Source organism: Candidatus Erwinia haradaeae (assembly GCF_900698855.1).
Lineage (GTDB): Bacteria > Pseudomonadota > Gammaproteobacteria > Enterobacterales > Enterobacteriaceae > Erwinia_E > Erwinia_E haradaeae_F.
Window position 1 is genome coordinate 635,522 of the sequence record NZ_LR217698.1, and the last position, 19,923, is coordinate 655,444.

General features: G+C 30.9%; 12 protein-coding genes and 1 pseudogene. 9 read left to right on the top strand and 4 right to left on the bottom strand.

Translation table 11 applies throughout. From position 1 onward, the window contains the following. Window positions 1-58 precede the first annotated feature (58 nt). Window positions 59-1,088: pseudogene (gene ftsZ / locus HACICURT3053_RS01900) on the top strand (cell division protein FtsZ); the annotation flags it as partial. 231 nt (window positions 1,089-1,319) lie between these two features. Continuing rightward, complete coding sequence (gene lpxC / locus HACICURT3053_RS01905) at window positions 1,320-2,237, top strand: UDP-3-O-acyl-N-acetylglucosamine deacetylase (protein WP_157992056.1); 918 nt, start codon at window positions 1,320-1,322, stop codon at window positions 2,235-2,237. 14 nt (window positions 2,238-2,251) lie between these two features. Here the strand turns inward: lpxC and HACICURT3053_RS01910 are convergent, their stop codons facing one another. Continuing rightward, window positions 2,252-2,767 carry a DUF721 domain-containing protein gene (locus HACICURT3053_RS01910; RefSeq protein ID WP_157992057.1) on the bottom strand — a complete coding sequence of 172 codons (516 nt, stop codon included), beginning with the start codon at window positions 2,765-2,767 and terminating at the stop codon, window positions 2,252-2,254. 621 nt (window positions 2,768-3,388) lie between these two features. Here HACICURT3053_RS01910 and secA point away from each other — a divergent pair. Next, the gene (secA, locus tag HACICURT3053_RS01915) at window positions 3,389-6,103 is read left to right on the top strand and encodes a preprotein translocase subunit SecA (protein ID WP_157992058.1); all 2,715 of its coding nucleotides are present in this window, start codon (window positions 3,389-3,391) and stop codon (window positions 6,101-6,103) included. Window positions 6,104-7,509: 1,406 nt separating this feature from the next. Here the strand turns inward: secA and epmB are convergent. Next, complete coding sequence (epmB, locus tag HACICURT3053_RS01920) at window positions 7,510-8,538, bottom strand: EF-P beta-lysylation protein EpmB (RefSeq protein WP_157992059.1); 1,029 nt, start codon at window positions 8,536-8,538, stop codon at window positions 7,510-7,512. 39 nt (window positions 8,539-8,577) lie between these two features. On the opposite strand from epmB, the gene efp reads away from it, so the two are divergent. The 3 genes from efp to nth all read left to right on the top strand — a co-directional run bounded on the left by efp (window position 8,578) and on the right by nth (window position 11,612). Next, complete coding sequence (gene efp, locus HACICURT3053_RS01925) at window positions 8,578-9,144, top strand: elongation factor P (protein ID WP_157992060.1); 567 nt, start codon at window positions 8,578-8,580, stop codon at window positions 9,142-9,144. Between the two features lie 1,128 nt (window positions 9,145-10,272). Next, window positions 10,273-10,971, top strand: coding sequence for an electron transport complex subunit E (locus HACICURT3053_RS01930; RefSeq protein WP_157992061.1), 699 nt, complete (start codon window positions 10,273-10,275; stop codon window positions 10,969-10,971). After that, window positions 10,968-11,612, top strand: a complete 645-nt coding sequence (gene nth, locus HACICURT3053_RS01935) for an endonuclease III (protein WP_157992062.1) — start codon at window positions 10,968-10,970, stop codon at window positions 11,610-11,612. The genes HACICURT3053_RS01930 and nth overlap by 4 nt, the downstream gene beginning before the upstream one ends. 662 nt (window positions 11,613-12,274) lie before the next feature. Here nth and tpiA read toward each other — a convergent pair. Further along, window positions 12,275-13,039 carry a triose-phosphate isomerase gene (gene tpiA, locus HACICURT3053_RS01940; protein WP_157992063.1) on the bottom strand — a complete coding sequence of 255 codons (765 nt, stop codon included), beginning with the start codon at window positions 13,037-13,039 and terminating at the stop codon, window positions 12,275-12,277. A 245-nt stretch (window positions 13,040-13,284) separates the two neighbouring features. Between tpiA and prfB the strand changes: the two genes are divergently transcribed. Both prfB and lysS read left to right on the top strand, forming a co-directional pair. Further along, window positions 13,285-14,382 (top strand): peptide chain release factor 2, encoded by a 1,098-nt coding sequence (prfB, locus tag HACICURT3053_RS01945; RefSeq protein ID WP_157992064.1) that lies wholly within the window; start codon window positions 13,285-13,287, stop codon window positions 14,380-14,382. Window positions 14,383-14,394: 12 nt separating this feature from the next. Beyond that, window positions 14,395-15,918, top strand: coding sequence for a lysine--tRNA ligase (lysS, locus tag HACICURT3053_RS01950; protein ID WP_157992065.1), 1,524 nt, complete (start codon window positions 14,395-14,397; stop codon window positions 15,916-15,918). A gap of 463 nt (window positions 15,919-16,381) precedes the next feature. On the opposite strand, the gene kdsA is transcribed toward lysS, so the two are convergent. Continuing rightward, window positions 16,382-17,215: a 3-deoxy-8-phosphooctulonate synthase gene (gene kdsA / locus HACICURT3053_RS01955; protein ID WP_157992066.1), complete on the bottom strand. Its 834-nt coding sequence runs from the start codon at window positions 17,213-17,215 to the stop codon at window positions 16,382-16,384. Between the two features lie 924 nt (window positions 17,216-18,139). On the opposite strand from kdsA, the gene tyrS reads away from it, so the two are divergent. After that, window positions 18,140-19,417: a tyrosine--tRNA ligase gene (gene tyrS, locus HACICURT3053_RS01960; protein WP_157992067.1), complete on the top strand. Its 1,278-nt coding sequence runs from the start codon at window positions 18,140-18,142 to the stop codon at window positions 19,415-19,417. Window positions 19,418-19,923: the final 506 nt, after the last annotated feature.

Below are 19,923 nucleotides of genomic sequence, written 5' to 3' on the forward strand. Positions count from 1 at the left end.
GATTCTCTGTATGTTTTGCTCTCTCTAATAAGAGAGAGACAATGAGGAGGGAACTATTATGTTTGAACCATTAGAATTAACGAATGATGCAATTATTAAAGTGATTGGTGTTGGTGGAGGTGGAAGTAACGCTGTAGAACATATGATCCGTGAACGTATTGAAGGTGTCGAATTTTTTGCGGTAAACACCGATGCTCAGGCTTTACGTAAAACAACCGTAAGCCAGACTATCCAAATTGGAAATAGCATTACTAAAGGTCTCGGAGCAGGAGCTAATCCGGAAGTCGGTCGAAATTCAGCAGAAGAAGATCGTGAAGGACTGAGCCAAGCGTTAGAAGGAGCAGATATGATATTTATTGCTGCTGGAATGGGTGGAGGAACAGGAACTGGCGCAGCACCAGTAGTTGCAGAAGTCGCAAAAGATCATGGTATTTTAACTGTCGCGATCGTAACAAGACCATTTAATTTTGAGGGGAAAAAGCGTATGTCATTTGCTGAACAAGGCATTGCTGATCTTTCTAAACATGTAGACTCATTAATCACTATTCCTAATGATAAATTATTAAAAGTATTAGGTCGTGGTATATCTTTACTCGATGCATTTGGCGCAGCTAATGATGTTTTAAAAGGAGCTGTTCAGGGTATTGCAGAATTAATTACTCGACCTGGTCTTATCAATGTTGATTTTGCTGACGTGCGAACCGTGATGTCTGAAATGGGGTACGCAATGATGGGGTCAGGTATATCATCTAGTGAAAATCGAGCGGAAGAAGCAGCTGCAATGGCAATATCTAGTCCTTTATTGGAAGATATTGACCTCTCTGGTGCACGTGGTGTTCTAGTGAATATTACTGCTGGTTTTGATCTGCGTCTAGATGAGTTTGAAGCTGTAGGAAATACGATTCGAGCATTTTCTGCAGATAACGCTACAGTTGTGATCGGAACCTCACTAGATCCAGATATGAAAGATGAACTGCGTGTAACAGTAGTGGCTACAGGTATTGGAATGAGCAGATGTGCTGATACAGCTTTGACAACAAATAAGCATACTATGCATCCGCCAATGAATCACCACTATCAACGACATATCTTGCCCAACTTATCATCAGAACAACAATCTGCCACACAAACAATGGGTGGACTAAACTCTACATCACATCCAGAACTGGATTATCTCGATATCCCAGCCTTCTTAAGAAAATAGATCAGTTAAAAGTATTTACAAAGTAGATTTTATCAATTTGTATTTGTATATTGAGATTTATTCCTTATTTGTGATATATCCTGATAGTCATATTCCTGTTTTCCGAGAAAATAATATGATTAAACAACGGACATTACAACGTATTGTACAGACGACTGGAGTCGGTTTACATACTGGAAAAAAAGTGACACTGACCCTTCGTTGCGCTTTAGAAAATACTGGGGTTATATATCGTCGTACTGACTTGACTCCACCAGTTGATTTTCAAGCTAACGCAAAATCCGTACGTAATACGATGTTATGTACATGTCTTGTCAATGAGAGTGGTATTCAAATTTCAACAGTTGAACACTTAAGTGCAGCTCTATCTGGTCTAGGAATTGACAATATTTTAGTAGAGGTAAATGCGCCTGAAATTCCTATTATGGATGGTAGTGCAGCACCTTTTATCTACCTACTCATGGATGCAGGTATCACAGAACTAAGAAGCGCTAAGAAATTTGTACGAATTATTCAACCAGTACGAGTTGAAGAAGGTGAAAAATGGGCAGAATTTTCTCCTTATCACGGTTTTTCTCTTGATTTTACAATTGATTTTAATCATCCAGCCATTAATGCTAGTACGCAACGTTACTGCATAGACTTCTCTACAGAAGCATTTACATATCAAATTAGTCGTGCACGCACTTTTGGTTTTATGCGCGATATTAAAACGCTTCAATATCGTGGGCTATGTCTTGGTGGAAGTTTTGACTGTGCTATTATAGTTGATGATTATCGCGTATTGAATAAAGACGGTCTAAGATTTAAAGATGAATTTGTACGTCATAAAATACTAGATGCTATTGGAGATCTTTATATGTGCGGTCATAATATTATCGGCGCCTTTACTGCCTATAAATCTGGACACGCTTTAAATAACAAACTACTACGAACTCTTTTGGCTCAAAGAGAATCGTGGGAATGGGTAACATTTGCAGATGAAGAAGCATTGCCAATGACTTTTAGATCTCCTAATTTTCTGTTAGTATAAATAAGAACTACTACTTAGATACCATCTAAGTACGTACTTTCTTCTCTAGAAAGAGAAGCTAGTCTTTCTAAAGTTTTTTTTAATTTATCTGGGCTTTGTTGTGCAACACTCCGTAAAATATTGGCACTTTCTTTGCTAAGATATCTCAATTTTATCTTTTGTTTTTCCAAATCACAATAACTACTGTGTTTCATAGTACGTTGATGATATGAAGAAACTATGGATGGATTTATTCTGATTTTAATGGCTGATAACAATGGAAGAACCTCCTCTCGAAGTCTTAAGAAAATATTAGATTCCTCATAACGTAAAGACATTAAAATATTAGCATTAGCTATTTCAATTACTAGAATACCATTCCGAAAATTAGCAACACGACACCAAGGTTTTAGGTGTTCTGGTAACACTGCTTGAAGAGATATTGTGAGTTTATTAATCTCAATAACACGCTGTTGTATATATAGTAAAACACTCTTTCTTTTAACCTGATCTAATACACTCTTAATCAATTTCGGACCATTTTTATCCATAAATAAACTCCAATACCATCATTATGGTATGTAAAAATTCTTAATCAGAATTCAGTAAATATAATTTTATTAGAACTCTATTATGAGTAAATTAATATCTCATATATTATTTTATCATAAATTGTATTATCACAACATCCTCACACTTAATAGGTATCTATTTATATACATTTAGTATCATATGTAAATGCAATTATATTGTTACATAACTAGAACTTCTACATATAATTTTATCCTGCACTAATGAAATAACAGTTACTAATCTCCATTTTTATATAAAAATTAAAAAATAACTACCATCTACACGTATATTCTAAAATACTATTCTTTAAATGATCGACATAAATCTGTTAAAAAAAACCAACTTGACTAATTTTATCGTTATATAACAGAACTAATATACTTCTTCTACAAACAATTAGGTCTCTAATCTTAATGAAAAATGACTACATCAGATCAAACGATTACTTATTCTTATAATATAAGAAAATCATTTGTAATGAATTTTTCTAGTATTCACGCTAAACCTAGCTGAAGTAAGAAGTTATAAACATTTATCTATGACAATAATAAGATTAGATGTTTTCTTACTTTGAAAGCACTTTTGAGAAATTATCAATTATGTTAATGAAATTATTAACCAAATTTTTTGGTAGTAGTAATGACCGAGCTCTTCGTCGAATGCAAAAAACAGTGGATTTAATTAATCACTTAGAATTAACTTTTATAAAATTCACTGACAAAGAATTACAAAAACAAACAGCTGTATTTCGTTTACGATTAAAACATGGCGAAAAATTAGAAAATCTAATTCCGGAAGCTTTTGCTACTATTCGAGAAGCTAGTAAACGCATTTTAAATATGCGTCACTTTGATGTACAAATCTTGGGAGGTATAGTACTGCACAATCGTTGTATTGCGGAGATGCGTACTGGTGAAGGAAAAACATTAACAGCCACACTACCTGCCTATCTTAATGCTTTATCAGAACAAGGAGTGCATATCGTAACAGTTAACGACTATTTAGCTCGAAGAGATGCAGAACAAAATCGACCATTATTTGAATTTCTTGGTTTAAAGATTGGGATTAATTTACCTGGCATGCCTTCTAGAGATAAACGTAAAGCCTATAATGCTGATATTACCTATGGTACTAATAATGAATATGGATTTGATTATCTTAGGGATAACATGGTCTTTAGCGCGGTTGACCGAGTGCAACGCTCATTACATTATGCAATCGTTGATGAAGTTGATTCTATTCTGATTGATGAGGCACGTACTCCTCTAATCATTTCTGGTCCAACTGAAGACCACTCTGAACTTTATATTAAAATTAATAAAATCATTCCTAAGTTAATTCGACAAGAAAAAGAAGATTCCGATAGATTTCAAGGAAAAGGACATTTCTCAGTAGATGAAAAAACTCGACAAGTATATCTAACTGAAAGAGGTCTTATTTCTGTAGAAGATCTAATGGTGCAAGAAGATATTTTAGAAAAAGGAGAGTCACTGTACTCAAAAAATAATATTATTATTATGCATCATGTCACTGCTGCACTACGTGCTCACGCTTTATTTACCCGTGATGTTGATTATATTGTCAAGCATGGTGAGATCGTTATTGTCGATGAACATACCGGACGGACTATGCAAGGGCGTCGCTGGTCTGACGGTTTACACCAAGCTATTGAAGCCAAAGAAGGTGTATCTATTCAGAATGAAAACCAAACTTTAGCTTCTATAACTTTTCAGAACTACTTTCGTCTATATAAAAAATTATCTGGCATGACAGGAACTGCAGATACTGAAGCCTTTGAATTTCGATCTATTTATAATTTAGACACGATTGTCATACCGACTAATCGACCCATGATAAGAAAGGACTTACCTGACTTAGTTTATATAACTGAAGCAGAAAAAATTAATGCAATTATTGAAGATATTCGTCAACGAACCTTAAATGGACAACCTGTACTAGTTGGTACAATTTCTATTGAAAAATCTGAAGAAATATCTCTTGCACTCACCAAAGCCGGAATTCAACACACGGTACTTAATGCGAAATTTCACGCACGTGAAGCGGAAATCATTTCACAAGCCGGTCAACCTGGTTCAGTTACTATCTCTACTAATATGGCAGGTCGTGGTACAGATATAGTTCTTGGAGGAAAATGGAATAAACAAATATCTGAATTATCAGAAGTAACTGAGAGACAAATTACCGAAAGCAAATCTGCGTGGCAAAATCGACACAACACTGTATTAGAATCAGGTGGACTACATATTATTGGAACAGAGCGTCATGAATCACGGCGCATTGACAATCAACTTAGAGGCCGTTCTGGTCGACAAGGAGATCAAGGATCTTCTCGTTTCTATCTATCAATGGAAGACTCATTAATGCGAATTTTCGCTTCAGAAAATGTAACTAAAATGATGCGAAAACTAGGAATGAGTACTGGAGAATCAATTCAGCACCCTTGGGTGACTAAGGCAATTGCCAATGCGCAACGAAAAGTTGAAAGTCGTAACTTTGATATACGAAAACAACTTCTAGAATATGATGATGTAGCTAATGATCAAAGACGTGTAATTTATTTACAACGCAATAAACTCTTAGATACATCTGATATTTCCGATATTATTTCTAGGATGCAAGAAGATATCTATACTAATATTTTATATCAATATATTCCACCACAATCTGCAGAAGATATATGGGATTCTTCTGGTTTAGAAGAAAGACTGAAACATGACTTTAACTTAACTATTTCTATAACGGAGTGGTTAGGGAAAGACAATAATTTTAATATCGAGATTTTAAGAAAAAAAATAATTACACAAGCTAAAAAACAGTATTCTTACATAGAAGAATACCTAAGTCCAAAAATATTGCGAAACTACGAAAAAACTCTAATGTTAACAACTTTGGATTCATTGTGGAAAGAACATCTTTCTGCAATCGAATATTTAAGACAAGGAATACATCTTCGTGGCTATGCCCAGAAAGATCCCAAACAAGAATACAAACGAGAATCCTTTACTATGTTTTCTTCCATGCTAGAATCACTAAAATATGAAGTAGTAAGCAATCTTAGCAAAATCAATCACAGTCCTGTTCTAAAAGAATTAAAAAATAAGGAAGAAGAATCTAACAATAAAGAGCGTTCTTGTCATAACAAAGAGCAAAATAAAAAAGAAATATTTAATCCTATTACTCAAAACGAAAAATCTCAATCTATGATGTCAATTAATTATCAAATAAGACGAAATCACTCCTGCCCTTGTGGGTCAGGAAAGAAGTATAAACAATGTCATGGTCATCTTATATAAAATGCTTAATTTTCAACTAGTATTTAAAAGAATTACCAGTCCTATTAGGAATAGACTCACAAAATGACATCAAAAATATAATCTTATTATGTTTACGCGTACACTATACCAATTATAGTAAAGAAATAAATATTTATATTAAATATTGTGAACGTCATCTAATTTTACTAAGGATTAAAAATACAAAAAATAAAGCACATCTCTAAAGAGATACCATCTAGAATACCTTAGAAAGAAAATACACTGTCTACTGAGTAAAAATACTATATTCTATTTAGTAGACATGAATCTACTAATTAATAATTCTAATTTTTTAAGTCCTTTAGACACGAGGATAAAAAGGTGAAAATCTACATACCATCTATGTCGTATTATGATATTGTAATAATAAGGTAGATGTACTTTGATCATCAAAATAAAGCCTATGAGAATATCTTTAATATAAGAAGATGTAATTAATTTATTGTTACCCTCATATATACATTAAAGATGTCCTATTGTTCTTTTGATTTTCCTCTTGTTTGTATCATTATATATATACCTTTATAAAAATAGTGATGAGTTATCATAATCTTAAATTCATTGAGTAATCTTTTTCTTTAGAAGAGATAAATTTTTATTTATTGTTTCTTTAAAAAAAAGAATATTTTTATCTAACCATCTATTAAAAAATAAATACAAAGTGAAAAGTTTACCACTAAATGGTGTATGAACTAGAATGTAGTTAACATAGATCTTCTTAATGTCTCCAATAATCTAAAATTTTATACATAAATAGATTACCAGGCATTTTGGGTTATCAAAATCAATGAATAGATTTTTTAACAACAATTCTATATTTTTTAAAAAAATAATTTTTCCTATAAACTCATAGGAAACATAGACCTATTGCAATAAAACGTCTTTACAAAAAGAAAAGTCACACTAAAGAAGAAAATCTATAACTTCTATTAACTAATCGATTGCGTCGATAAACAAGTTTTATTACCCATTTGTTATAAATATCTCTTTAATAAATTATCCAAAAAAAATAAATACATACAATATGTTTGTCTAAAACAACTAATGTCTTAATCTAAGATTTTTATTAAATCATAGAAAAAGTTAATGATTAATATTACGCCTACAGTCAAAGATAATCATCTTTTTTACATTGAATTAGTATACCAATAATTCATATTATTAGAAGGCTCTTGTACTGCACAAAACTATCACAAGATATAGATTTAAAATCTAAATGATGATCTTAGAAAATAACTTATATAATTTTCTTATCTACTGTCATTCTTATTTTAACTTGAGTTGATAAACAATTATCAGATCTAAACTTTAATATAATATATATCTCAAGTAAAATATAAAGAGCTAGATAAAACGACTTGTGTAAAAAATAATTTATAGATCGTTTATTCCTGTCTCATTTGTAAATCTACCAATGTTTTACTTGGTTCTCCAGAAATCTCTCGCACTAATCTAGGAACCATGTAACCCGAGACCATCGAAAGTAATTCACGAACAATAGAGCGAGCCCGCTGATCACTAACATAAAAATGCGCTGTCCCATATACCTTATCTAACACATGAAGATAGTAAGGTAGAATTCCGATATCAAATAAGGCATTACTCAATTCAGCAAGTGCAATTGGAGTATCGTTGATCTCTCGTAATAATACGCTTTGATTTAATAAAATTACTCCAGCAGATTTCAACATATTCATGCTATATTGTAGCTCATCATTAATTTCTTTCATGTGGTTAATATGAGTAACCATTAGTATCTGCAATCGTGAATATTCTAAACGCTTACATAATACTTGAGTAATACGCTTTGGGATTACAACTGGAAGACGACTATGGATGCGCAACCTCTTAAGATGCGAGATGCCCTCAAGTTGTGAGATAATCCAATCTAACTCACTATCTAATGTCATTAATGGATCACCGCCAGATATAATTACTTCATCTAGATCTAGGTTTTTTTGGATATATAATATAGCTTTTTTCCAGTTACGTTTATTTCCCTGATTTAATTGATAAGGAAAATAACGCCTAAAACAATAACGACAATGTACTGCGCAATTTCCTTTGACCAGAAATAAAATGCGATTATGATATTTGTGTAATAATCCTGGTACTACACTTTTTTGCTCATTTAATGGATTCAAATGATAACCTGGTGTATCAATGCACTCCTGCTTAGAGGTAATCACCTGCAAAAGAAGCGGATCTTTTAGATCACCTTTACACATACGCTCAGCAAATGAACGAGGAACACGTAAGGGAAAATAACCGATTCCAGAATTATTTCTGGTTATATAAGGGTGATTTTTTAATGCTAAAAATTGTAATAATTCGTTATAATCAGTGATTGAATCAACCAATTGATCTAACCATTCTTCATGAACGAAAGGTTGATAGGTTGAAAATTTTTTCATATTGGTAGAAATCCATATTATAGATTACAGAAGGTTTTTATGGTCACTTATTGCAACAATGATTTTCGTCCTGGTCTGAAAATAATATTTGAAGGCGAACCATGTACTATTGAATCTAGCCAATTTGTAAAACCTGGTAAAGGACAAGCTTTTGTTCGTGTTAAGATGCGACGACTTATCTCCGGTTCTCGGATAGAAAAGACATTAAAAGCCACAGAATCAGTAGAAAGCGCTAATATTATTGAAACTAATTTAACTTATTTATATACTGATCAATCTTTCTTTTATTTTCTTCATCCTAAAAACTTTGAACAATATTGCATTTCAGAAACAATCGTAGGAGATAAATATAAATGGTTACTTAAAAATACTGAATGTATTGTGACTCTATGGAATAATATACCGATCCATCTAGTCCCACCAAATTTTGTGGAAATAGAAATTATAGATACTCATCCTGGATTAAAGGGGGATACTTCTAGCACCGGAAGCAAAACAGCAACGCTCTCTACAGGAGCGAGCATAAAAGTGCCTTTATTTATACAAATAGGTGAAATTATTAAAGTAGATACCCGTTCTAATTCCTATATTTCAAGAGTCAAATAATCTGTATTATTAAAGATACATCTATATGTATCACTAGTTTATTTTACACATATACTTTTCTATGGAAAAGGGAAAATTTTACCTCAATCCACGCAGTATTCTATTACAGTTTAATTATCTATTAAAATTTTTCTATTCATAAATATTCAAGTAATAACTGGAATACTTTAATTACTATTCAATACACATTTAATTTTCTATAATTCAATAAAATCAAGAATAAAAAAACATTATATCGTCCTCTATTACTAAAATCATGTTCTCCAACATAATTTATTTATGTAAAATACTACTCTTAATATTATACAATTAATATCTCTATAATTTACTTAATGATGTAAGAGTAAGAAAAACCATTACAATTAATTATACCATGAATGCGCACACCTGATAATACAATATATAACCTATAAAAATTTAATAATTAGAAAATTAATAAACCACTCTTATATATTCAAAAATATATATTTATTATATATATTTTATATTTAGAGAAACCAATTATGATGAAATCATAATTAATAAAAACTAAAAAACAGTTCATTGACTAAAACTTATTAAAATCATAAGCTGTATTGATTGATTTATTAATATTAATTCTGTGTAATATCTTAGATATTAAGCTAAAATTAGTCATTTATTTTTACTTGTTTAAAAAATAAAGATTTTTCAAACCAATAAAAATAGATCACTATGTTATATAAATAACTATAAAATTTTTAAATTAATCTGATTAATGATAAATATCTATCATCTAGACCTTTCAACCTATACACTCAAATATTATACATGTTCTCAATTAATCATATAACTTTGACTATCTACAGACTACAACATATTATATAATTATTATTATAATGTTTTTATTTGTTTACAGGCCTGCATTCATAACATTCAAATCCACCTACCAAATAATTTATTATAAAATAATAAAATCAAAATTAATTATTAGGATAACTATTCTTACTAAATAAGAACACTACTTCTATAAAGATGCATATATACTAGATATATAAAAAATATATTGAGGCCTGAGAAAAAACTAGAAATACCCCCATTTAGATATTATCTATAGGCCAACCTCGCTAAAACACTTAACCGAGATAGCAAATTAATCCAGAGAGGCTCATGAACACAGTAACTCAACTAGTTATAAACGGATTATGGAAAAAAAATTCAGCGTGTGTTCAACTCCTTGGTCTTTGTCCATTACTAGCAGTAACGTCTACAGCTACCAACGCCCTTGGTCTTGGTTTAACAACTACTCTTGTATTAACTTGTACTAATAGCCTTATCTCTCTATTCCGCCGATGGATTACTACTGAAATTCGCATTCCTGTTTATGTAATAATTATTGCGGCAGTAGTTAGCTGTATAGAGATGCTAATCCAGGCGTATAGTTATAATCTATATCAATCATTAGGCATTTTTATTCCTCTAATTGTAACCAACTGCATAGTAGTTGGTCGCGCTGAAGCCATAGCCTCAAAGAAAAATGTAATCTTTTCAGCAATAGACGGTATCTCTATTGGCTTAGGAGCCACAATCGTTATGGTAGTCTTAGGATCTATACGTGAAATCATCAGTAATGGAACTGTATTTGATAATGCAGATCAACTTCTTGGATCATGGGCTAAAATAATTCGCATCCAAGTAATTAATTTTGATTGGCCTATGCTGCTCGCCATGCTTCCGCCAGGAGCCTTTATCGGTCTAGGAATGCTGTTAGCGGCAAAACATATCATTGATCAACAGATCAAAACAATTTCTTATAAAAAGAAAATGATCAAAAACTATACTTCTAACCTTAAACGAGAAAAACTTTGAATCAAGAAAAACGTCATAAAATTATGACCAGACTGAGGGAAAGCACTTCCCATTCTGATATAACCTTAGATTCTCTCTCACCATTTGAATATCTCATTTTCATCATTCTATCAGCTCAAGCTAATGACATTAGTGTACAAAAAGCTACAGATAGACTGTATATAGTGGCCAACACTCCCACTGATATTCTTAACCTAGGCTTGGAGCCTTTAAAAGAATATATTCGAACCATTGGTTTATTTCATATTAAAGCTAAAAATATTATTAATACCTGCCGTATTTTACTTGAAAAACATCATGGAAACATTCCAGACAAAAGAAAAGATTTAGAGAACCTACCTGGTGTAGGAAGAAAAACTGCTAACTTAGTTCTTAATACCGTTTTCGGCCAGCCTACTATTGCTGTAGATAGACATGTATTCCGTGTTTGTAATCGCACCAGATTTGCTATAGGAAAAAATGTAAAAATAGTAGAAAAACTACTACTTCGCTATGTTTCTCAATCATTGAAACTACATTGTCATCATTATTTAGTTCTGCATGGACGCTATACCTGCATGGCACGTCAACCCAAATGCAATTCTTGTATTATAGTTGATTTATGTGAATATAATAATAAAAATAATATTTATTACCACTAATTAGAAATATAAAAAATGTTTACTAACTCTTTACTATTAAATAATAATAATGATAAATTTTAAAAAAAATCAAAATTATATAACCATGATGATATCATAATTACATAAATATAAAAATTAAATAAAATAGCCATTTATAGATAAATAATTCAGATTTATAAAAGTGATTGTATTGAAAATGCAATAGACTCTTGTCATTTTTCTTTTCTTAAAATCATCGTTAATAAAGTCAATCTAGTCAAAAAATCTGATTACATTCCAATTAATGAATTGTTAAACAATAAAATTAATCTTCTAGCTTAAATAAGATCTTATCCATACAAAGATAGAATCAATATTCTAAACGTATCTAGAGAAAGGGTTTAATAATTCAGAAAGAAAATATAATGAAATTTTCTCCCCTTTTGGACTCTTAAAAAAATAACAAAAACTCTTACCCACTCTTCAATAAAAATTGATGTTGCTTGTCATACGGTAACTATACAATTAGTTTGTCATAAAAATTTATCTTTTGAACTGTATCTTCTTTAAAATAAAACCTGATCCCTATAATTTAGCATCGTATAATCAATGCATGACATCTAATTCCATATATAAATCTATCTAATTTTCTAATAGATCAAACACTTTAATTACCACTTTTATTCATAATAAATCGATAATTAAGATTTCTTTTCCATTGCAATTGTTATAATTTCTAAGAAAACTTTAGCCTGAAGAGACGCCCCACCCACTAACACTCCATCAATATCAGGTTGAGAAAATAATTCTTCCGCATTTTCATTAGTTACTGATCCACCATACTGTATAATTATCTGATTAGCGATTTCCTTATCTTTCTTCATAATATAATCACGAATAAATTTATGCAATATCTGAACCTGCGTAGGTACTTCAGATTTTCCTGTTCCTATAGACCACACAGGCTCGTACGCAATCACTGTGTTATAAAAAGCGTCTACCCCCTGTGAACAGAGAATCGCATCAATTTGGCGAATACAAATCTCTTTGGTGCGACCTTCTGCTTTTTCTTTCGCTGTTTCGCCAATACATAATATCGGAATTAAACCTATTTTTTTTAAAATAGAAAACTTCTGTGCAATGATCTCATCAGTTTCTTTATGCCATACACGACGCTCAGAGTGACCAATAATTACATACCGTATGCCAACATCTTTCAGCATATTTGCTGAAATATCACCAGTAAAAGCACCCGAAAGATGTACATCAACATTCTGTGCAGCTAATACGATTGGACTATTATTTAAGGCTTCTCGGGCTCGCTCAAGATAGATGACTGGAGGAGCAATACCTACTACACAACCTGTGATATCATTCATTTTTTGACATAAATTAAAAATTAACTTATTAACAATATCTTTATTCCCATTAAGCTTCCAATTTCCCATAATAAATGGACGTCGCACCTTTATCTCCATAATTAAAAATTCTAAACCATAATTTAACTAAATATCTATTTAATTCAATCTTTTACAAAATTACTTAAATAATTGCTTAGTAATTACATAGCTCGTTCAGTAGAAATCAAAGTATTCTATAGTATCATATATGTAATATATATTCATACTCATTTCAGTTTGACTAAAAATAGTAGCATTTGATTTATTTCATTATCTCTACATCCTCTCATTATCTTATAAGACCGAAAATTATGTTTGAAATTAATCCAGTTTATAACCATATTCAAGACCTGATCAAACGCAATTCTATGCTCAGAAAACTCTTACATTATGATTTACAGAAAGAACGACTACAAGAAGTCGTACTTGAATTAGAAAAATCCGATATCTGGAGAAACACTAATCATGCGCAAGCTCTAGGAAAAGAACGCTCCTTACTAGAAAGTAAGATTAACACTTTAGATAAAACACAACAAGATATAGAAGAAATTTCTATTTTATTTGATCTTGTGGTTGAAAACAAAAATCAAGAAGTGTTTTATGATGTTCTATCTCAACTTAAAGAACTAGAAAAAAAACTTGTCGCACTAGAATTTCAAATCATGTTCTCAGGAAAACATTTAAGTTCAGATTGCTATATGGATATTCAAGCTGGTTCTGGCGGAACTGAAGCACAAGACTGGGCCAAAATGCTTCTCCGTATGTATTTACGATGGGCTGAAATAAAAGGATTTAAGACTGAAATTATTGAAGAATATAGTGGTGACATTGCCGGTATTAAATCCGCAACTATTAAGGTTATTGGAGATTATGCATTTGGCTGGTTACGCACTGAAACTGGAGTTCATCGATTAGTTCGAAAAAGCCCTTTTGATTCTGGACGACGTCGACACACCTCATTTAGCTCTATATTTATATATCCTGAAATCAATGATGATCTTGATATCGAAATTAATCAAGCAGATCTCCGTATTGATGTGTACCGATCTTCTGGAGCTGGCGGACAACATGTTAATAAAACAGAATCGGCAGTGCGTATTACGCATCTACCAACCAATATTGTAGTACAGTGTCAAAGCGATCGATCACAACATAAAAACAAAGAGCAAGCATTTAAGCAATTACGCGCAAAACTCTATGAATACAAAATGCAAAAGAAAAAAATAGATCAAAAAATAGAAGAAAGCAATAAATCTGACATTGCATGGGGAAATCAAATCCGATCCTATATACTAGATGACTCACGTATTAAAGATTTACGTACTAATATCGAAACACGGAATACTCAGGCAGTATTAGATGGAAATCTTGACCTCTTTATTGAAGAAAACTTAAAATCCGGTTTATAATAGGAAATATACATGTCTAATCAGAAACCATTAATTTCTCAAGTAAAACCAAATCTAAGTGAAGACACTAAATTACGTCGAACAAAGCTACTATCGCTAAAAAAAACTGGCATAGCATTCCCAAACAATTTCCGTCGTCTGCACACCTCTGAAGAACTCCATGCGGTATTTGATAAAAAAAACAAAACAGAAATAGCATTACTTGACATAATAGTAACTGTTGCTGGTCGAATAATGACACGACGTATTATGGGGAAAACTTCTTTTGTAACAATACAAGACTCAGGAGGTTATATACAATTATATCTATCCCGAGAGTTTTTACCGAATGAATTTTATGAAAAACAGTTCAAAAAATGGGATCTTGGAGACATTATCGGTGCTAAAGGCACGCTATTTAAGACTCAAACTGGTGAATTATCAATCTACTGTTCTGAGCTCAACCTCCTTACTAAAGCAATACGCCCTCTTCCAGATAAATTTCATGGATTAACTGATCAAGAGGCCTGTTATCGTCAACGTTATCTGGATTTAATCACTAATCCAGATACACGTAATATTTTTAAAATTCGCTCTCGTCTGATCGAAGGAATACGTAAATTTATGATTAGTCATAATTTCTTAGAAGTAGAGACACCCATGATGCAAATGAAACCAGGTGGAGCTACTGCGCGACCATTTACTACGCATCATAATGCTTTAAATCTTGACATGTATCTTCGCATTTCTCCCGAATTATATCTTAAACGCCTAGTTGTAGGGGGATTTGATCGTATATTTGAAATTAATCGTAGCTTTCGAAACGAAGGGTTGTCATCACGTCACAACCCAGAATTTACAATGCTAGAACTATATATGGCATATTCTGACTATCAAGATCTTATGAAACTCATTGAAAACCTATTTTATACTCTATCAAAAGATGTGTTAGGTAAAACTACAATTTTATACGGAAAACATACTCTTTACTTTGACAAGCCGTTCCATAAGATAACAATGAAACAAGCAATTATTAAATACCACCCTCAAATTAATATAGTAAATCTTAATAATTTTAATCAAACACTAGAAATTACCCGATCTCTAGGTATCGCCATTAATCCCACTTGGGGTCTTGGACGACTAATAAATGAAATTTTCGAAAAAACAATAGAAGAAAATTTAATTGAACCCACTTTTATTACTGAATACCCAACAGAAGTATCACCTCTTGCGCGTCGTAATGATCTTAACCCAGAAATAACTGATCGATTTGAACTTTTTATTAGTGGACGTGAAATTGGAAATGGCTTCTCGGAACTCAATGACTCAGAAGACCAAAAAGAAAGATTTCTACAACAACTCTATAATAAAGATATGGAAGAAAATACTACAGAAATCTTCTATGATGAAGACTACATTACTGCACTAGAATATGGACTACCTCCAACCGCAGGATTAGGAATCGGTATTGATCGTTTAGTCATGTTATTTACTAATCGACATACAATTCGTGACGTAATCTTATTTCCTTTACTTCGTCCAGACATTAAATAAAGAGATCCTATCCAGGAAAGAATCGTTTTGCATATCTAGATGCATTATAGATCTAAGAAAGTTTTATAAAACTATAAAACATAGTTTTAATAAAAAATAAATAGTATTCATATAAAACTTAAATTAATTACATCTGATAAATCATAAATAAATGTATGAAATTTAACCTAAAATATAATTATCTCTAATGTGTTCTACTTCTAATACATAAAAGGCGCCTTACTAGAAAAGGCCCCTTAATAAACTTATTTATAATCCTTAATTATAGTATTACATTATATTAGAACTAATTCATATCAATCTATTTCACTTCTTCTCTTGTATAGAATTTGATTATTATCAAACTATACATATATTGAACATGATATAACATATCAATATTCTCTAATTTATCATCTAAAAATTATTACATATATTAGCAATTTATAGGGGTACCAATAAGACTAATAAGTGACATCAAGTTTCAAAAACCTTTAACTACATCATCAAGCGCTTTAATTTGTACTAAAAATGGTTCTAATTTGTCAAGAGGTAAGGCCGACGGACCATCACATTTCGCATCAAAAGGATTGGGGTGAGACTCAAGAAATAAACCTGCAATCCCTACAGCAATACCAGCTCGAGCAAGCTCACTCAACTGAGAACTCCGTCCACTAGAGACTATACTGGTTGCGTGACGACATTGTACTGCATGTGTTACGTCAAAAATAACTGGTCTATTTTTAGATACCTGTTTCATAATGTTAAAACCTAACATATCCGTAATTAAATTGTCATATCCAAAACTCGTACCACGCTCACAAAGAATAATTTTTTCATTTCCTCCTTGAGAAAATTTTTCAATAATATGTCCCATTTGACCTGGACTAATAAACTGTGGTTTTTTAATATTAATGACAGAATTCGTTTTTGCCATAGAGTGAATTAAATCAGTTTGACGCGCGAGAAAAGCGGGTAATTGAAGTACATCTACTATCTGTGAAACCAGTATTACTTGATTTACTTCGTGCACATCTGTCATAACGTGAACTTTAAATGTCTTTTTAATTTCCTCAAAAATTTTCATGCTCTCTTCAAAACCTAAACCACGATACGAGTGAATAGAAGAGCGATTTGCCTTATCAAAAGAAGCTTTAAATATATATGGAATACCAAGTTTTTCAGTTACATTGATATAATGTTCACAAGTTCTCATCGCTAAATCTCGTGATTCTAAAACGTTCATACCACCAAATAGTACAGAAGGTAAATTATTCGCTACCTGAATGTCACCAATATTAACTATTTTATGTTTCATATTATAACCTATTTAAAATTACATCGAGAACAACTTAATTAAGTCACATTGATTTAATGAAAGTTAGGCTATCATTTAAGTATAATTATCCACTTTATTCAATTAATGAAAGCAAAAATATTCTGATCTATTGCAGATTAACTCAAAAATCATTAAAAAAACATAAAGAAGCATTCTTAATATAAATATTATTTTTTATAATACAAATAACATTTAAAAATCAACTATATTCTCCAGCTATAAATTATATAATTTTATAGAATTAAAATTATTTAAATAAATTATTTAGTATCTAAAAATTAGAGAAAATATTGCAATATAGTTTATAAAATCTTTACTAAGACAAGTGATTCATTACGAATGTTTTTCAACATGCATGTATCATGCATATATCGATCTCATCAAAAATACCTAGATACCTATTATAGAACTCATAAAACCGAAAATAATGTAATTATTTTCCTATAAATAACAAACATGTATTCATATTCTCAATATCATCAACAATTAATACCATATTAATAATATTACATATTATCAAATAAACTAATGAGTGTTTCCATCAATCTGTTGCTCAAAGTTTTTGTTAAATAATTTTAAAAAACCTACTTTATTAATTAAATGATATAACAGGCGTGATATCTAAAAAGATAGAAACTAAATCTAAACTCGCTTCTAGATACTAAATCCGTCATAATCGATACTATTTACATAGTATCTTCTTTTAATGATAAATCACAGATAACCATAACTTGTAATTAATCAGTGAACTCAATTTGTTTCTTTGTAACAACGGAAACCCTTATTCACCTCAGAACTGAAAATTATCGTAACAATATATCCTATAAATATTGATAATCCGACATCTCACTATATTGATTACATCAACTGCAGACACAATATCATTTCTTAAAGAGAGGTTTCATGTTAAATAATACTTTAATTCAGAGATTAAAAAGAAGAGGTTTAATTCTACAAACTACACATGAGCATATTTTAGAACAAAAATTAAAGAATAAAACCATTTCTCTGTATTGTGGATTTGATCCAACATCTGATAGCCTACATGTAGGACATCTAATACCATTGATATGTTTACAACATTTTCAAAAAGAAGGACATAAACCAATAGTCCTTCTTGGCGGTGCAACTGGATTAATTGGTGACCCAAGCTTTAAAGAATCTGAACGTAAGCTAAATACTAAAGAAACTATTAATAACTGGATAGAAAAAATTAATCTACAAATTACTTCGTTTCTAGATTTTAACTATAGTAATAATAAAGCAATTATTATTAATAACTACGAATGGTTTGGATCTATGAATACACTCAACTTCCTTCGTGATATTGGAAAATACTTCTCAATTAATCAGATGTTAGTTAAAGATTCAGTTAGTCAACGACTAAATCGACACAGTCAAGGAATCTCCTTTACTGAATTCGCTTATAACTTATTACAAAGCTATGATTTTTTTCATCTTAACGAACGCTATGGTGTAATCTTACAAATCGGCGGATCAGATCAGTGGGGGAATATTGTCTCTGGTATTGATCTGACTCGACGACTAAACAAAACTCAAGTATTTGGTTTAACTCTACCTCTTCTTACTAAATTTGATGGAAGTAAATTTGGTAAAACCACAAGTGGAACGATTTGGCTTGATCCAAAAAAAACAAGTCCATATAAATTCTATCAATTTTGGCTTAATACAGATGATTCTGATGTTTATCGTTTTCTAAAATTCTTAACTTATATCAACATTGAGGAAATTGACACGCTTGAAGACACGGATAAAAATAGTAGTTATGCGCCAACTGCACAAAATCTATTAGCACAAACAATGACTAAGCTAGTGCATGGTGAGAAGGGGCTTCTCTCTGCAAAACGCATCACTCAAAGCTTATTCTCAGGAAATCCACAAGACCTGACACAAGAAGACCTAGAATATCTTTCAAAAGATGGAATAAACAATGCTCAACTAAATATTGGACAAGACTTAGAAGATGCGCTTGTTAAAACTGGTCTAGCCACTTCTCGTGGTCATGCTCGAACATTAATTACTACTAAATCAATTAAGATTAATGGAGTGCTAGAAATTAATAGTAAATATATTATTAGTAATAAAGACCGACTATTTGGACTATATACGCTTTTACAACGAGGTAAAAAAAATTATGCTTTAATTAATTGGAAAATCTAATAAATAACATAGCAATACTGCTATATTATTTATTAGAAATATCTATATAAAAATAAGAAGTATACATAAAATATTTATTAAATATTTAACTTAAGTCAAGAAAATTAAATATATTATTTAGATATAACTATACACCACCAGATGATTCTATGTCCCCTATCATTCTTCTTAATCATTAAGAAACAAATTAAGTAAAATTGTATTTAAAAATTAGAATTTTATATATATATTCTTCATATAGAAGTCAAAATCTGCGTTCTGAGAAAGAGTATTGAAATAGATTACAAAGATTATAAAAAATCTATTTTTAATAAATAGTATTTTTTATAATCTCTTCTAAAAATTAAAATTTTTATATAAACACTCCTGTTTTTCTATTAAAAACTAATAACTTTATGTGTTCTTCAAAAAATAAAAATCTCATATTATATTATATTTTGTAGATTTTATATCTAGTAAAACATAAATCTATTTAAAAAAAATCAATATCTTTATGTAATCACTTT

What these genes read in the sequence shown, in the direction of transcription:
- secA (WP_157992058.1), top strand. Translation starts at nt 3,389, where the DNA reads ATGTTAATGAAATTATTAACCAAATTTTTTGGTAGTAGTAATGACCGA.
- epmB (WP_157992059.1), bottom strand. Translation starts at nt 8,538, where the DNA reads ATGAAAAAATTTTCAACCTATCAACCTTTCGTTCATGAAGAATGGTTA.
- lysS (WP_157992065.1), top strand. Translation starts at nt 14,395, where the DNA reads ATGTCTAATCAGAAACCATTAATTTCTCAAGTAAAACCAAATCTAAGT.
- HACICURT3053_RS01930 (WP_157992061.1), top strand. Translation starts at nt 10,273, where the DNA reads ATGAACACAGTAACTCAACTAGTTATAAACGGATTATGGAAAAAAAAT.
- lpxC (WP_157992056.1), top strand. Translation starts at nt 1,320, where the DNA reads ATGATTAAACAACGGACATTACAACGTATTGTACAGACGACTGGAGTC.
- HACICURT3053_RS01910 (WP_157992057.1), bottom strand. Translation starts at nt 2,767, where the DNA reads ATGGATAAAAATGGTCCGAAATTGATTAAGAGTGTATTAGATCAGGTT.
- tyrS (WP_157992067.1), top strand. Translation starts at nt 18,140, where the DNA reads ATGTTAAATAATACTTTAATTCAGAGATTAAAAAGAAGAGGTTTAATT.
- prfB (WP_157992064.1), top strand. Translation starts at nt 13,285, where the DNA reads ATGTTTGAAATTAATCCAGTTTATAACCATATTCAAGACCTGATCAAA.
- kdsA (WP_157992066.1), bottom strand. Translation starts at nt 17,215, where the DNA reads ATGAAACATAAAATAGTTAATATTGGTGACATTCAGGTAGCGAATAAT.
- efp (WP_157992060.1), top strand. Translation starts at nt 8,578, where the DNA reads ATGGTCACTTATTGCAACAATGATTTTCGTCCTGGTCTGAAAATAATA.